Annotated in this window: 10 protein-coding genes; 5 read left to right on the top strand and 5 right to left on the bottom strand. The window is 56.0% G+C overall.

Annotation, left to right across the window (positions count from 1 at the left end; all coding sequences use genetic code 11):
- Nucleotides 1-77 precede the first annotated feature (77 nt).
- Nucleotides 78-1580 carry an ATPase domain-containing protein gene (locus ACOYXE_RS06580; protein ID WP_405123582.1) on the top strand — a complete coding sequence of 501 codons (1503 nt, stop codon included), beginning with the start codon at nt 78-80 and terminating at the stop codon, nt 1578-1580.
- Nucleotides 1577-3247 carry an ATP-binding protein gene (locus tag ACOYXE_RS06575; protein WP_405123581.1) on the top strand — a complete coding sequence of 557 codons (1671 nt, stop codon included), beginning with the start codon at nt 1577-1579 and terminating at the stop codon, nt 3245-3247. The genes ACOYXE_RS06580 and ACOYXE_RS06575 overlap by 4 nt, the downstream gene beginning before the upstream one ends.
- Nucleotides 3248-3348: 101 nt before the next feature.
- On the opposite strand, the gene ACOYXE_RS06570 is transcribed toward ACOYXE_RS06575, so the two are convergent.
- From ACOYXE_RS06570 to ACOYXE_RS06550, 5 genes are read right to left on the bottom strand one after another with little or no spacing between them, the layout of a single operon-like run.
- The gene (locus tag ACOYXE_RS06570) at nt 3349-3726 is read right to left on the bottom strand and encodes a response regulator (RefSeq protein ID WP_003225116.1); all 378 of its coding nucleotides are present in this window, start codon (nt 3724-3726) and stop codon (nt 3349-3351) included.
- 44 nt (nt 3727-3770) lie between these two features.
- Nucleotides 3771-4985 carry a hybrid sensor histidine kinase/response regulator gene (locus tag ACOYXE_RS06565; RefSeq protein ID WP_160058047.1) on the bottom strand — a complete coding sequence of 405 codons (1215 nt, stop codon included), beginning with the start codon at nt 4983-4985 and terminating at the stop codon, nt 3771-3773.
- Nucleotides 4979-5572: a chemotaxis protein CheB gene (locus ACOYXE_RS06560; RefSeq protein WP_160058048.1), complete on the bottom strand. Its 594-nt coding sequence runs from the start codon at nt 5570-5572 to the stop codon at nt 4979-4981. Before ACOYXE_RS06560 ends, ACOYXE_RS06565 begins: the two co-directional genes overlap by 7 nt.
- Entirely contained in the window at nt 5569-6402 is an 834-nt protein-coding gene (locus ACOYXE_RS06555) for a CheR family methyltransferase (protein ID WP_122600440.1), read from the bottom strand. Before ACOYXE_RS06555 ends, ACOYXE_RS06560 begins: the two co-directional genes overlap by 4 nt.
- Nucleotides 6402-9899, bottom strand: coding sequence for a response regulator (locus ACOYXE_RS06550; protein WP_160058051.1), 3498 nt, complete (start codon nt 9897-9899; stop codon nt 6402-6404). The genes ACOYXE_RS06555 and ACOYXE_RS06550 overlap by 1 nt, the downstream gene beginning before the upstream one ends.
- A gap of 263 nt (nt 9900-10162) precedes the next feature.
- Between ACOYXE_RS06550 and ACOYXE_RS06545 the strand changes: the two genes are divergently transcribed.
- The 3 genes from ACOYXE_RS06545 to ACOYXE_RS06535 all read left to right on the top strand — a co-directional run bounded on the left by ACOYXE_RS06545 (nt 10163) and on the right by ACOYXE_RS06535 (nt 16026).
- Nucleotides 10163-10522: a response regulator gene (locus ACOYXE_RS06545; protein ID WP_460928281.1), complete on the top strand. Its 360-nt coding sequence runs from the start codon at nt 10163-10165 to the stop codon at nt 10520-10522.
- 158 nt (nt 10523-10680) lie between these two features.
- A complete protein-coding gene (locus ACOYXE_RS06540; protein ID WP_460928280.1) occupies nt 10681-14514 on the top strand; it encodes a M35 family metalloendopeptidase in 3834 nt (1277 codons plus the stop codon).
- A 201-nt stretch (nt 14515-14715) separates the two neighbouring features.
- Entirely contained in the window at nt 14716-16026 is a 1311-nt protein-coding gene (locus tag ACOYXE_RS06535) for a glycosyltransferase (protein ID WP_460928278.1), read from the top strand.
- Nucleotides 16027-16065: the final 39 nt, after the last annotated feature.

Below are 16065 nucleotides of genomic sequence, written 5' to 3'. Positions count from 1 at the left end.
ACGCCAAAGGGTCAAGTTAATCAGGCCGCTCGATTCTCCCGACGGCCTCGCTTCCCCTAGTCATGAGAGGGCATTTTTTGTCTACTTCTAACGAGTTGATCAGTGCGAAAGCCGCTACCGGCATTGTGGGTCTGGATGACATCCTCGCCGGTGGTCTGTCTCGCGGTCATGTTTTTTTGCTGGAGGGTGAACCCGGTACCGGCAAAACCACGGTCGCTTTGCATTTTCTCCTGGCCGGCGCGAAAGCCGGCGAACGCTCGTTGTACATCACGCTCTCGGAAACCGAGCGCGAACTAAGGCAAGGGGCGTTGTCCCATGGCTGGACGCTGGATGACAACATCAAGATCTTCGAGCTGACACCCCCGGAAAGCCTGCTCAATGCTGAACACCAGCAGAGCCTGCTGTATTCCTCCGACCTGGAACTGGGCGAAGCCACCAAGCAGATTTTCGAAGCAGTCGAACGCTTCAAACCTACGCGTTTGGTGCTCGACAGCCTGTCGGAGATCCGCTTGCTGGCGCAGAGCTCTTTGCGTTATCGCCGGCAGATTCTGGCGATCAAGCATTACTTCGTGCGCTACAACGCGACCGTGTTGCTGCTCGATGACCTGACCACCGAGTCCCTCGACAAAACCGTGCACAGCGTGGCCCACGGGGTGATTCGTCTTGAAGAACTGACACCCAACTACGGCGCCGAGCGGCGACGCGTGCGGGTGGTCAAGTACCGTGGCCAGAAGTATCGCGGTGGTTTTCACGACTTCACCATCATGGGCGATGGCGTGCATGTGTTCCCGCGGCTGGTGGCGGCTGAACACCGCGGCGAGTATGCGCGCTTGCAGTTGACCAGCGGCATTCCGGAAATGGACGCTCTGCTCGGCGGCGGCATCGAAACCGGCTCCAGTACGCTGATTCTCGGCCCTGCCGGTACCGGTAAGTCGCTGATTTCGATGATCTTCGCCGCCGCTGCCGTATTACGCGGGGAAAAAGCCGCGCTGTTTATCTTCGATGAAGAACTCGGCCTGCTGTTCGAACGGATGAAAAACATCGGCATCGACCTCAAGGCGCTGCAAGCCACCGGCAATTTGTTGATCGAACAGGTCGACGCCGCGGAACTGTCGCCGGGTGAGTTCTCTCATCGCGTACGCCGCTGCGTCGATGAAGGTCAAATCAAAACCGTGGTTATCGACAGCATCAACGGCTATCAGGCGGCAATGCCAGAAGAAAACGCGCTGGTGCTGCACATGCACGAGCTGCTGCTGTACCTCAACCGCAAAGGCGCGGCGACCTTCATGACAGTTGCCCAGCATGGTCTGGTCGGCGACATGCAAGCGCCGGTCGACATTACTTATCTGGCTGACACGGTGATTCTGTTGCGCTACTTCGAAGCACTGGGCAAAGTCCGCCGCGCGATCTCGATCATCAAGAAACGCACCGGCAGCCACGAATCGACCATTCGTGAATACCGCATTTCCACGCAAGGCATGACCATCGGTGAACCGCTGGAAGCCTTTCAGGGCGTACTACGCGGCGTCCCCACCTACCTCGGCGCGAGTAATCCGTTGCTGCAGGAAGAGCACTTGTGACGGTCCAGGTGCCGCTGGCCGAACGGGCGCTGATTCTGGCGCCCGTGGGTCGCGACAGCCAGATTGCGCTGATGATCCTCAAAGAGGCCGGCTACGGCGGAGTCGTCACACCCGGTCTGGGTTCGCTGTGCACGGAGCTCGAGCAGGGCGCCGGTTTGTTGCTGGTCGCCGCCGAAGCCTTGCGCGGGCCGGAACTGGAAGCTTTGTTCCTGCATCTGGAGCAGCAGCCGGCCTGGTCGGATCTGCCTATTGTGCTCTTGACCCATCACGGCGGCCAGGAACAAGGCCCCTCCTCACGCCTTAGCGATCTGCTGGGCAACGTGACATTTCTTGAGCGTCCGTTTCATCCGGCAACACTGGTCAGTATGGTTTCTGCCGCATTGCGCGGCCGACGACGACAGTACGAGGCCCGCGATCGGCTGATTGACCTGAGTGAAAGCGAACGGCGCCTGCAATCGACGCTGGAAACCCTTGAGCAACAGGTCGAGGAGCGCACCGCACAGCTGCGCCACAATGAAGAAGCGCTGCGCCAGTCACAGAAAATGGAAGCGGTCGGCCAACTCACCGGCGGCATCGCCCACGACTTCAACAACATGCTCACCGGTATTATCGGCAGCCTTGAGTTGCTGCGCCGGCGCTTGGCCCGTGGGCGTCTGGACGACCTCGACAGCCTGATCGATCTGGGCGTGACCTCGGCCAACCGTGCCGCCAGTCTGACCCACCGCCTGCTGGCGTTTTCACGCCGACAATCGCTCGATTCAAAAGCCGTGCAGATGAACACCCTGGTGCTGTCCATGGGTGAGCTGCTGCAACGCAGCCTCAACGAAAGCATTCAGCTGGACATGCGCCTCAACGACAAGCTGTGGGTGGCCGAGGCCGACCCCAATCAACTGGAAAGTGCCCTGCTCAACCTGGTGATCAATGCCCGCGACGCCATGCCCGACGGCGGAAAATTGGTGGTCGAGACCAGCAATCAGGTGCTCAAGCGCGAATTCACCGAGGCCTACAGCAACCTTGAACCCGGTGATTACGTGATGCTCAGTGTGACCGACAACGGCAGCGGCATGCCGCAAAGTGTCATCAACCGTGCATTCGATCCTTTTTTCACAACCAAGCCGATTGGCCAGGGCACCGGGCTGGGCCTGTCGATGATTTACGGGTTCAGCAAGCAGTCACGCGGACATGTCTCGATCGACAGCGAAATTGATGAAGGCACCACGGTCCGGCTTTATCTGCCGCGTTTTCGCGGCGAAGAACTGTCCAGTCCGGACTCCGCTATTCAACAAGCCCCGGATGCGCTGGATGGCGAAACCGTGCTGATCGTTGAAGACGACCCGGCCGTGCGCGTGTTGGTCTGCGCGGTACTTGGGGAGTTGGGTTATGCCTTCGTCGAAGCCTGGGATGCCGACAGCGCCGTGCCGATTCTGAACTCGACGCAACGCATCGACCTGCTGATCAGCGACGTCGGACTGCCGGGTATGAACGGCCGGCAACTGGCAGAAGTCGGCCGTCAGTATCGGCCGGGGCTGAAGGTTTTGTTCATCACCGGATACGCCGAGCACGCAGCGGTGCGTGGCGGGTTCCTCGATTCGGGAATGCAAATGATCACCAAACCGTTCACCTTCGATCTGCTGACCGCCAAGGTACGGGAGATGATCAAAAGCTGAAACGCTGAAACTGTAGGAGCTGCCGCAGGCTGCGATCTTTTGATCTTGTTCTTGATCATCAACATCAAAAGATCGCAGCCTTCGGCAGCTCCTACAGGGCTTCAGGCGAGCAATTCCTGAATTTTTTCCTGCAACACATCCAGGTCGAACGGCTTTTCCAGGATCGGCGCCTTGCGCGTGATCGGGCTGCCGGTTTCGCGGATTTCCTGCGGGTAACCGCTGATGAAAATTACCTTCAGGTCCGGGCGCAATTTGACCGCCGGTTCAGCGATCTGCACGCCGGAGATCCCGCCCGGCAAGCGGAAATCGGTGATCAACATGTCCAGATGCGGCTTGCTCGCAAGAATCTCGAACGCCTGCTCGCCGTTTTCCGCCTGCAACACGCGATACCCCTGCCCCGACAAGTAATCCGTCAGGACCATCAAGATAACCGGTTCGTCCTCGACGACGAGTACTACATCTTGTGCATCTACGCTCATGGGAAGCCTTTGTTCGGTCAATAGCTGCTGATACGACCGTACGGTCAATCAGAGGTTGCGTCGGATGTGCCGTTTTCCTGAATTGGCAGACAAACGCGAAACAGGGCGCCTTCGTTGATTTCACTCTCGACGACGATGGAGCCGCCATGGGCGGCGATGATCTGTTCGGAAATGAACAGACCCAGCCCGAGCCCGGCCACTACCGTCTTGGCGGAAACCCGTTCGAACTGTTGGAAAATACGCTTCTGGTTCTCCTGGCTGATGCCAATGCCGCGATCCTGCACCTCGACCCGCGCCTCATCGCCTTCACGGTAAACGCGCACCTGAATCGGGCTGCGACCGCCATAGCGCAGGGCATTGGTGAGCAAATTGGTCACCACCTGCTCGATACGGAACTCGTCCCAATTGCCTTCCACCGGCGCTGGCGCGGTAAACGACACTTCAGTTTCGGCAGCTTCAATCTGTTGCGCGAAGTTTTGCAGCAGGTTGCTGACCAATTGCACCAGATCGAAACGGCTCGGGCGGATCGACAGTTTGCCGGTGCGAATGCGCGACACGTCGAGCATGTCTTCGATCAGGCGGATCAGGCTTTTGATCTGCCGTTCATCGCGGTCGACCATGGCGTGCATCTTGTCCAGGGTGAATGCCGCTGCGTTGTCCCGAGCCAGGTGCATCTTGCGCAACTGGGTTTCGAGAATCAGGCCGTTTAGCGGCGTACGCACTTCGTGAGCGACGATGGACATGAAGTCATCACGCATACGCACCGCCTGCTCCAGCTCCAGCTGGGTGCTTTGCAGCTGTTGCAGCAGCGCTTCCTGCTCGCGTCGAGCCTGTTCCAGCGCTTCGAGCTGTTGCTTCATCGCCTTGCTCTGGCGGTACAGATCGACGAAGACATTGACCTTGCTCTTCACCGCATGGATATCCAGCGGTTTGTGCAGAAAGTCCACCGCCCCGCTCTCGTAACCCTTGAACGCATAATTGAGTTCACGGCCGGCGGCGCTGACGAAAATGATCGGGATGTTCTTGGTTTTCTCGGTGCCGCGCATCAACTCGGCGAGTTCGAAGCCGTTCATGCCCGGCATCTGCACGTCGAGGATGGCCATGGCGAACTCGTGTTGCAGCAGCAACGACAGCGCCTCATCCGCCGACAACGCTTTATAGACGGTACGGTCTTCACGCTTGATCAGCGCTTCGAGTGCCAGCAGGTTCTCCGGCAGATCGTCGACGATCAGCAGTTTGGCTTGGATATTACTCAGCATGCGATTCGTTCCAGCTCGACAAGCAGACGGCCGATGCCGTGAATGGGTAGGACATGATCCGGCTGCTGAATGTTCAGTGCAGCCTGGGGCATGGTGGCGACTTGCGCCTCTTCGGGATCCTGGACAATGGTCAATCCGCCACAGCGTTTGACCTGCGCCAGCCCGCGCGCGCCATCGTGATTGGCGCCGGTGAGCAGGACAGCGGCCAGTGATGAACCGTACGCGTCGGCGGCCGACTCAAACAGGTAGTCGATCGAAGGCCGGGAATAATGCACGCGGTCCTCAAGACTCAGCGACAGGCTGCGATCCTGCTCCACCGAAAGGTGATAACCCGGTGTGGCGAAATAAACCGTGCCGGGGGTGATGTCCTGCTTGTCCGTCGCCTCTTCGACCGGCAGCATCAGGCGCCGGGCGAACACCTCAGCCAACTGGCTGCGGCGCTCTTCAGGCAGGTGCAGCACAACAATGATCGGCAGCACGAAGCCTTGGCGCAGCGGCCCGAGCAGCGCGAGCAAGGCCTCAACGCCACCGGCGGAAGCACCGACCACTATCGCCTCGACGCGAGGTAAAGCCACGGCCTCGTTCATGTTTTGCGGTAGATCCGTTCTTGTTTCACCAATGCTTCGAACTGGTTGGCGTAACTGGAAAAATCCAGCGTCTCTTTGCTGCCGAGCACCAGAAAGCCGCGATGGCAAAGCGATTCATGGAACAAGCCAAACGCCCGATCCTGCAGCTTCTTGTTGAAGTAGATCAGCACGTTGCGGCAGGAAATCAATTGGGTTTCGGAGAACACGCTGTCCGTCGCCAGACTGTGGTCGGCGAAGGTCACGTTCTCGCACAGACTCTTGTCGAAAATCGCGTAACCGTACGCTGCCGTGTAGTAGTCGGCAAACGATCGCTGACCGCCGGCCTGCTGATAGTTGGCCGTGTACGCGCGAACATTCTCCATCGAGAAAATCCCCTGCTTGGCCTTGTCCAGCGAACGCGGGTTGATATCAGTGGCATAGATGATCGTGCGATCGAGCAGGCCTTCTTCGCGCAACAAAATCGCCATCGAATAGACCTCCTCGCCCGTGCTGCACCCGGCGATCCAGATCTTGATCGACGGATAGGTGCGCAGCAACGGCACCACTTCCCTGCGGATCGCGAGGAAGTGCGAAGGGTCGCGAAACATCTCGCTGACCGGGATCGTCAGCAATTGCAGCAGCTGCATGAAGGCCGTCGGATCGTGCAGAACCTTTTCCTGCAATGCCGAAATCGTCGCGCACTCGAACTGGCTCAGCGCGTGCTGTACCCGGCGCTTGATTGAAGCACCGGAATAATCGCGAAAATCGTAGCTGTACTTGAGATAAATCGCCTCAATCAACAAGCGCAGTTCGATTTCACTGTTTCGTTCGGCTGGTGTACTGCGTTCCACTAAATGCGTTCCATCTTCGGTAACCACACGCGAATCAACGAGAACAGCCGATCCAAATCGATGGGCTTGGCCAGGTAATCATTGGCGCCCGCCTGCAGGCAGCGCTCCTGATCGTCCTTCATGGCCTTGGCCGTTACCGCGATGATCGGCAGCTTGCGCCAGCGCGGATCCTTTCGGATTTCAATGGTGGCTTCGAAACCGTCCATTTCCGGCATCATCACGTCCATCAACACTAGATCGATGTCCTCGACTTCATTGAGTCTTTCAATCGCCTCACGGCCGTTCCGGCCGATCACCACGACTGCACCTTTGGTCTCCAGCGCGCTGGTCAGGGCGAAAATGTTGCGCACATCGTCGTCCACCAACAGCACTTTGCGACCCTCGAAGACCTTGTCGCGGCTGCGCGCAGTCTTGAGCATCTTCTGCCGTTCATGGGACAACTGCGATTCGACTTTGTGCAGAAAGAGTGTGACCTCGTCCAGCAGACGTTCTGGCGAACGTGCACCCTTGATGATGATCGAACGCGAATACTTGCGCAGTTCGGCTTCTTCATCGCGGGTCAGGTTGCGCCCGGTATAGACAATCACTGGCGGGAACGAGCATATGTCCTCGGTCGACATGCGCTTGAGCAGGTCATTGCCGAGCATGTCCGGCAGCTTCAAATCGATAACCATGCAGTCGTAGATCGTCGTGCGCAACAGCTCCAAAGCATCTTGCGCGAGGCCGACAGCGGTGATTTCGATGTCTTCGTCGCCGATTAGCCGCGCAATGCTTTCGCGCTGCAAATCGTCGTCCTCGACCAACAGCACACGTTTGACCTTCTGGGTCAGCTTGGCTTCGAGGCGGGCGAACACGTCCTTGAGCTCTTCGCGAGTGGTCGGCTTGACCGCGTAACCGATCGCGCCCATGTGCATGGCCGCTTCGACACGGTCTTCGACGGAAATCACATGCACTGGAATATGGCGGGTTTCGGCGTGTTCTTTCAGACGCTGCAACACGGTGAGGCCAGAGTGATCGGGCAGGCGCATATCAAGCAGGATCGCGTCAGGCACGAACTCTTTCGCCAGGTCGTAACCTTCGTCCGCACCGTGCGCTACCAGGCACTGATAACCGAGTTCATGCGCCAGATCGTAGAGGATGTGCGCAAAGTTCGGCTCGTCTTCCACCACCAGAATGCAGCGCGTGGCGAACGGTGCCTTGTCGCGGTCGTCGGCGAAGCGCGGAATGTGCACCGGCGCCAATGGCGAAACCGCGACGGCAGGCGCGATACTCGGTGTTATGGACTGCGTCGGCGGGGTGAAGGTCAACGGCGCGGACGAGACTTCACTGGATTCGTCGTACTGCTGCGGCAGCACCAACGTGAACACACTGCCCTGCCCCGGCGCGCTGCTGACGCTGATCGAACCGCCGAGCAGGGTCGCCAGATCTCGCGAAATCGACAGCCCCAGCCCCGTGCCGCCGTATTTGCGGTTGGTGGTGCCGTCAGCCTGGCGGAACGCTTCGAAAATGCTTTCCTGCTGATCGGCGGCAATGCCGATACCCGAATCGCGCACGATGAACGCAATCCGATCATCAGGCTGGCCAGCGATCGTCAAACTGACGGTGCCCTTTTCGGTGAACTTCACAGCGTTGGACAGCAGGTTCTTGATCACCTGTTCCAGACGCTGACGGTCGGTGAACAACATCGCCGGCGTGCCGGGTTGCAAATCGACACTGAAGGTCAGCTGTTTGTCTGCCGCCAAGGGCTCGAACACATTGCGCAGGCCTTCGGCCAGACGCGCGACGCTGGTGTTCTCGGGAATCACTTCGAGCTTGCCCGCCTCGACTTTGGAGATGTCCAGAATGTCGTTGATCAGGTTGAGCAGATCATTACCGGCCGAGTAAATCGACTCGGCAAACTTGACCTGCTCGGCGCTGAGGTTGTCCTGCGGATTCTCCGCCAGCAACTTGGCCAGAATCAGCGAACTGTTCAGCGGCGTGCGCAGTTCGTGGGACATGTTGGCGAGGAATTCGGACTTGTACTTGCTCGAGCGCTGCAACTCTTCGGCGCGTTCTTCGAGCTGGACCTGGGCCTGATTGAGTTCGGTGTTCTTCAGGTCCATGGCGTCGCGCTGCTCGGCCAGGGTCTGCGCCTGTTCGGCAAGTTGCTCGTTGGTCTGCTCCAGTTCGACTTGCTGGGTTTCCAGATGCGCCTGGGATTCCTTTAGAATCCGTGATTGTTCTTCCAGTTCTTCGTTGGCGGTTTTCAGCTCTTCCTGCTGCACCTGCAACTCTTCGTTGAGCTGTTGGGTTTCGGCCAGCACTTCCTGCAAGCGTTGACGGTAGCGCGCAGCTTCGATGGAGGTGCCGATGTTGCCGGCAATCAGCTCCAGCAGTTCGATATCGCGATCATTGAGCGGACGCAGGAAACCCAGTTCGATCACGCCATTGACCCGATCGTCATCACTGGTGGGCACCACCAGCACGCTGTGCGGCAAACCTTCGCCCAGCCCTGAGCTGACTTTGAAGTAGTCCGACGGCACGGAGTCCAGACGAATCAGCCGCGCCTGTTGCGCCACCTGACCGACGATGCCTTCGCCGCTGTAGATCGACTGGTCTTGCTCTTCCTGCTCGCGGGAGAACCCGTAAGTGGCCACACGCTTGAGGCCGCCATGTTCTTCACGCACATACAGCGCAGCGACGGCGGTGCCGAGGTATTGCGCGCAAAATTGCAAAATGTTGCGCCCCAACAGATTCAGCGTCAGTTGCCCCAGCACCTGCTCGGCCAGTTCGGTCTGACCATTGCGCAACCACGCCTGTTGCTCCAGACGCACGGCACTGGCTTGCTGTGCGGCCAGGTTGGCGCTGTAGTTGGTCGAAAGGTTGACCAGATCACGTCGGCCAATATAAGCCAGCAAACCACTGATACCCGCGATGAACACGAGGTAGAGGCTGATGCTCCAGATCGTGGTGCGGCGCACCTCTTCATTGCGCGTCGTGCGCAGGACCTGTTCGGTTTCGATGACGTCTTCGAATTGCTTGCGGATCTCGTCGGTCAGGCGCTTGCCGCGACCGGCCTTGACCGCGCCCCGGTAATCGCCGCTGGATCGCTGCAGATCGATCATCGATTGCGCGTAATTGGCCCACTCGGTCTGCAACGCCTGCAGGCGGCGCAGACGATCGGTTTGCACCGGGTTATCGGCCGTCAGTTCGAGCAACGTATCGAGCGCCACGGTAATGCGCGGCTTGGCCGTTTCGTACGGGTCGAGGAAGTGCTCATCACCGCTCAGCAGAAAACCACGCATGCCGGTTTCCAGGTCCACGGTGAGCTTCACCGCTTCATTGGCGTTATTGATCACCCGGTCGGTGTGCTCCACCCACTGGATCACCGACAGCAGGTAAGTAATCAGCGATACGAAAAACACGGCGCTGAGCACACCGACGCCCAAGGGCAGACTGATGTTGCGGCTCAGGAGTTTGCGAAACCGTTGCTCATCAACCGTAGACGGAGAGGACATGGGGCAGCCTTGTCGAACTGTTGAAAAACAGGGAGTTTGCCCCAAAACGGCGGTGTGGATCCATTTTTCTCACACCTTTCGCCGCAAATTCCTACACTCACCGGCATGTTCGCGCCTCTGAACAGTTATCCTTGCGCCCCCATCTGCGGCTATGCTTTTTTTGCGTCGGGCGGGGAACTTGTGGCACTGCGCCACTTACTCATGAAGAAGCCCGGCACTTTTGATCGACCGGCGACCCTGAACTGACTTTTGAGAGCCTTATTATGTCTACCCCCGCCTCCATCATCCTTGTCGTAGAAGACGACAACATCGTGCGCATGCTGATTGTCGATGTGCTGGAGGAGTTGGAGTTCGCGGTGCTCGAAGCGGATGGCAGCGAACAGGCACTGGAAAAGCTTAAAGACTCAACTCAGCAGATTGATCTGATGATGACCGATGTCGGCCTGCCGGGCATGGACGGCCGTGAGCTGGCGACCGAAGCACGCAAACTGCGCCCCACCCTGCCGATTCTGTTTGCCAGCGGTTATGCCGAATCCATTGAAGTGCCTAAAGATATGCATGTCATCGGCAAGCCGTTTTCGATTGATCAACTTCGCGACAAAGTCAGAAGCATCATTAATTAGATACAACTCTTCATTTGAATGATGGGATTGCTTTATGCAGCCCCATCAAAAAACTTGCTAAAAACATTAACTGAAAAAACAACTTACACACAAAACATTGATAGTCATCAACTAACAAAAGAGGATCAAGCAACACTAAAACCGAAAATGGATTGACCATGAAGTTTCAACACACCTGCTTTTCTCTACAGCGATATTCTTCCAAACCTGATTCTAGCAACGAATCCCAAGCTGATCGTGTTAATAGCGATCTCCGAGAGAAAATTGAAGTTATCCAAAAACTGAAAGACCGTACTCATAACCTTTCCTCATCTGAACCTATCATTCTTGAACGGGCAATGGTCTCTCTTGAGTCCGGCTCGACACTTGAAGATACTCTTGAACCCGGCAGAGACCTGTTGCGAAAAATTCAGGATGAAGTGTCCTTCAAAAAAATGCGTTTGACGCTCGGACTTCCCGATCACTCGAACTTTGAAATAACTTCCTCTGGAACGATTAATGCCTTTTACTCAGGAAAAACATTAAGTTTTTCTAACGCATTCAAACTCGCACCCAATCTCAAGGACGAATTTGATACGTTAACGCAAATAGCCCACTTGACCGGCGGCGCTGTGTCTCTCATGGATCAGATCGAGGTAAAGCAATGGTTGATGTTCCACCAGCACATCATTCCTCAGACAGTTGCTGAAGGGCGAAAACTCATTGCTTTTATGGAGCTTGCACAACCGGTCAGTCCGCTGCACGGTAGCTATTGGGAAATGATCAAAGACGAGAAAAACTCGCTCGTTCTATCCAATCTTCAACGCGCCCAATTACGCAGACTCACTCGCGAGTACATTCAGGACCAGTCGTTACTGGAACTCCTTTCTTACAGCATATTCGGCGCCAGCACAGCGCCATTCAAGCGCTCGGAAGCGGCCGATATACTTGAAAAGATGGTTGCCAGTCCCATCGCCTTGACCTGGGCCAACGCCTATGTCCGCGACTTGGGTTGGTATGGTGCTCAGGACAATGAACCGCAAACTGACGAGTCACTTCAACTGGTCATACTGACGTCGCTTCTGCTAAACCTGCATTCGAAGGCCGGTGAACAGGAAGCGCGTAATCATGTGGCTGGATTCAACTTGTATGCGCTTGAACACAGTGAAAAGACATTCGCCGAAGTTCATACGGCTTTTGAAAACCATTTGATCGAAAACACCCGGATCACTCAGCGAAATGCAGCACTGGCAGCGCACTTGTTGCTGGCAGAGGCGGCACCGGCATTTCTTGTCAGAGAGTTACCTCCCGCCCTGTTGCTGGGGACAGCGCAATGGGTCGAATTCTGCCGGATCGTGGCGGCGCAGGAAGTCATTGCGCCGGGATCCACGCGCACAATGACCTATGTGGAACTGCACCGCCGCTCAAGCTTTGACGCAATGACCGAACCGCAAAAGACACTCGATGCCCTCGCAGCTATGGACCCGGTACTGGACTGGGCACTGTTCAACAGAATTGTCACGCCGGACACCGTGGAAAATTCCCCCAAGGACGCGCTTGAAACCGCGATAAATGCGTACGCCCGATATGCTCGGACAGCGGCCGATACTGCCGAAACGTTGTCGCGCCCCTTGCCGACCCGAAAAAGCATCTCGCGGGATATTCTCAAGCAAGTTGCCAAAGGATGTACCTATCTCGACGACGAGGTCTTGCATCAGAAAACCAATAGGTCGCTGGAGGACGCTTACGCTGACTCGTTCCTCATTTCGCCTGTCGAACTGCATATGTCCAACGACTTGATAACCGGTGACTGGGATTTGAAGAAAGGCGAAAGTATCTATAGCGCTTTTCCACGCATGCAAGCCAACCTGATCTCGCCGGATGGCGAGTTTTACCGTCAGTTCAACCGCGAGTACGTCAGCCATTCGCGTGCACTGCACATGCACTTGAAATTGGCGCTCACCGCATTGCCACTGGCTGATCGGACGCGTTTGCTCAAAGGCCAGGTGACGTTGTTCAGCGTCCGGGCTTCGGTCGCAAAGCTACAATCGCTCCAGCCACTGCCCGCCAACGTATTGGCGCAAACCGTTGATCTTTTCCTGAAGGCGCCCAATCGAAAGCCGACTGAAAGTCACAAGGAGATAGAGGCAGCGATTGGCCGCTACGGCGTAGTCATCTGTTCACGCTTCGAAGGTAGCGTCACTTGCTACGAGTTATTCACTCTGCACGGTGTCTGTCGTGAGAACCCCGAACTGGCAGCGCTCATCCAACGCGAAAACCTGTTGGATACAAGTTTGCGCAGCAATCTGAAGGCATTCTCGCTGCCAGCGCCCATATTCCAATTACCCACTAACATCGAGGCTTATACCCACGGGGTTACACCTGGATTGGTCGACAGCAGTTTGGGGGTGATCGAGAAAGTGGGTGGGTTGCCGGCGCCGATATTGGCTCATGACGTCATGGTGAACGGTTACTACCAGAGTTTATATTCCACAGAGTTGGACCCTCTGGTGAACTATGTGCTCAAGCACTGCCCTATTGCCAGTTACGACGAACTGGTCAGGGAATGTTGGGGTCAGACCAGGCTCGAGGCCCTGCGCGCAAAGCGGGAAAAGGATCTGGACACGTTTCTGAACTTTGTCGTGCCTTTCAAATCATGTATCGAGGATCTGAACTCGGATGATCTGGATCGCCAGCTTCAAGGGGCGGCGACATGTGCGTTGGAAATCGCTATGACTGTCCTGTTGGTCGTCGGCGCCGTGGCCCAGATAGCGAGCATTGCTGCAAGAAATATCAGCGTGGCCACCAAAGCCAGCGCAATGGCTACAACCGGGCTGGGGCTGGTGAGTAATCTGCTCAACCCGCTCGACGGAGCAACGGACCTTCTTTTGCAGGGCGAAAAACTCTTGCGCAGAGGTTTGAGCAAAAGTTTTGTCTCCGTGGAAAACGCTATCTCCGACATGCGTAACTGGTCGGGAGTGACGCCCCGGGCGCAGCTGAAAAGTATTATCGACACTGATGCCATTCGACTTGGCACCTGGCGCCCTGCGCAATCATCCCAAGACCTCTTTCAAGTATGGGGCATACGCCATAGTGACGAATGGTACGCTTTGAACAGGCTGGGCGAGCCGTGGGGAGCAAAACTGCAAAATTTCGATTACAAGTTCAGACTACCGACCCTGAACTGGCGACGAATCATGCCCAAAGGCTACACCCACGGTTACATGAAAAAAGCCGTTCCAGCTGCGAAAACAAAACTCGATAACGCGCTTGGCTTATTGGTCGACCCAGATTGGAAAGAGGAAGTTCGCCAAGTGTTCAAATATTTGTTCGGAACTGACTCTGACGAAGCCATCCAACATATTGAACGCAAGTTGCGAGAAATGCGCAAGGATCTAGACTCTTTCACCTTGGCTAACGTGTCATTCAAAAAAGCCAATATCAAAGCCGTTGCGGCACTGAATGTCCCCGATTACAAACTCTGGAAACAGACGGTGAACAATAAGACGGTGAATAACGGTTCAATCAAGAGGTTCGTCAATATCTATTCTGATCACTTGGACGATTTTTATCGTACAACGAAATACGATGAATCCAGAGTCGCAGATGTTCTCATCCATGAGATGTCACACGGTGCACCTGGCACATTAGACCTTTACTACGGTAAGACTCTCGATCGTGTGGAGTACGACGCCGCACCATTGATTGATCTCGCGCGCAAGCCTGAAATGGTTGATCCTTCCTTTGCGAACCCCTACAGAACAGCAGACACGGACAGCTTTACTCATTTACATCAATTCCAGTCAATTCGAGCCAGCCTTCCGAACATGATCCAGCGTAATCCTGCCTTATACAACGCAGATTCTTATGAAGTAGCGGTTTCCTTGATGGATCAAATAAAATCGAATCCCGCCGGATTTGGTATCAACATGATCACCATCGATAGGGCATTAAACAATCTTGCCGCTGACAAATTCCTCGGGACGCTGGAGATCAATCTCGGTAAGTTTTAGGTCTGCCCGCCCCCTATGACTCGATTGTCGAACACGTCAATGCCAGTCCCGATCGGGGACTGGCATTTTTCCTCTGCAAACGCTTTGCCGATTTGCCAGAATGTTCCTGCAAAGTAAGTCTCCCGTCTCTCGCGATCTCCCACCATGGTTTAATCGCGCTTTTTACTGCGTCCACTCGTTTGCTGAATAGGAAAATTTTGCATGATTCTGCCTCTCGCTACCAAAGTCCTGGTCATCGGTTACGTCTGGCCAGAACCACGCTCCTCAGCGGCGAGCGGGCACGTCATGCAGATCCTCGAAACATTCCTGCAACAGGGTTGGGACATCACCTTCAGCAGCCCGGCCGGCCCAGGCGAGCACAAGGCGGATCTTGCCGCACTCGGCATCCGCGAAGTCGCCATCGAACTCAACAACAGCAGCTTTGATCACTTCATCAGCGAACTGGCGCCGGACATCGTTTTGTTTGACCAGTTCATGATGGAGGAGCAGTTCGGCTGGCGGGTGGAAAAATACTGCCCTCAGGCCCTGCGAGTGCTGGAAACGTCGGACCTGCAAAGCCTGCGACATGCGCGTCATCAGCGTCTGAAGTCTCGTCTCAAGGTCAATCCGGACCAGAATGATTTCAGTGATGTATTTGCTCCAGACCTGCGCGACGAATTCGGGCTGATGGCCGAGACCGATCTGGCCAAACGCGAAATCGCTGCGCTGTATCGCTGCGATCTGAACCTGATGATCTCCGAAGTGGAAATCCAGCTGTTGATCGAACAGTTCGGTTTGCCTCGACAGTTGCTGCACTGGTGCCCGTTAATGATCGACCCGCCTGCGGCCACCTCTGCAAACTTTGCAGATCGGGCGAACTTCCTGAGCATCGGCAACTTCCGTCATGCGCCCAACTGGGATGCCGTGCTATGGATGAAAACCACGATCTGGCCGCTGATTCGCCAGCAATTGCCCCAGGCACAACTGCACATCTACGGCGCTTATACGCCGCCAAAAGCCACCGCGCTGCATAACGCCAGCGACGGTTTCCACATCATGAACTGGGCCGAAGATGCATTGCAGGTCATGTCTGCCGCCCGCGTCTGTTTGGCGCCGCTGCGCTTTGGGGCCGGGATCAAGGGCAAACTGGTCGATGCCATGCTGTGCGGCACGCCTAGCGTCACCACACCGGTTGGCGCCGAGGGCATGCACGGCGATCAGACCTGGCCAGGCTGTGTCACGAGCAGTGCAATCGAATTCGCCAACAATGCCGTTGCGCTTTACCAGAACGAGGCGCGTTGGCAGGAAGCCCGTCTGGCAGGATATACGCTATTGAAACAACGCTACCCACAGTCAGTACATGGTTTGGCGCTGATAGAGAAACTGCGTTATTGCCAACTAAACTTGCAGGAACTCAGAGCCAAGAACTTTACGGGCAGCATGCTTCGCCATCACTCACATAAAAGCACTCAATATATGTCGCAATGGATCGAAGCAAAGAATCGTCATACCACAAAAGATAAACTTCTATAAAAAAACAACAGCCGAACCAACATTAAATCAATATCAAAA

Source organism: Pseudomonas sp. MC6, assembly GCF_054790575.1.
The sequence above is the reverse complement of the archived record's forward strand: the minus strand, read 5'-3'. Positions and strand labels throughout refer to the sequence as shown.

Coding starts and splice junctions, on each gene's coding strand:
- ACOYXE_RS06570 (WP_003225116.1), bottom strand. CDS start 3,726: ATGAGCGTAGATGCACAAGATGTAGTACTCGTCGTCGAGGACGAACCG.
- ACOYXE_RS06540 (WP_460928280.1), top strand. CDS start 10,681: ATGAAGTTTCAACACACCTGCTTTTCTCTACAGCGATATTCTTCCAAA.
- ACOYXE_RS06560 (WP_160058048.1), bottom strand. CDS start 5,572: ATGAACGAGGCCGTGGCTTTACCTCGCGTCGAGGCGATAGTGGTCGGT.
- ACOYXE_RS06535 (WP_460928278.1), top strand. CDS start 14,716: ATGATTCTGCCTCTCGCTACCAAAGTCCTGGTCATCGGTTACGTCTGG.
- ACOYXE_RS06565 (WP_160058047.1), bottom strand. CDS start 4,985: ATGCTGAGTAATATCCAAGCCAAACTGCTGATCGTCGACGATCTGCCG.
- ACOYXE_RS06550 (WP_160058051.1), bottom strand. CDS start 9,899: ATGTCCTCTCCGTCTACGGTTGATGAGCAACGGTTTCGCAAACTCCTG.
- ACOYXE_RS06545 (WP_460928281.1), top strand. CDS start 10,163: ATGTCTACCCCCGCCTCCATCATCCTTGTCGTAGAAGACGACAACATC.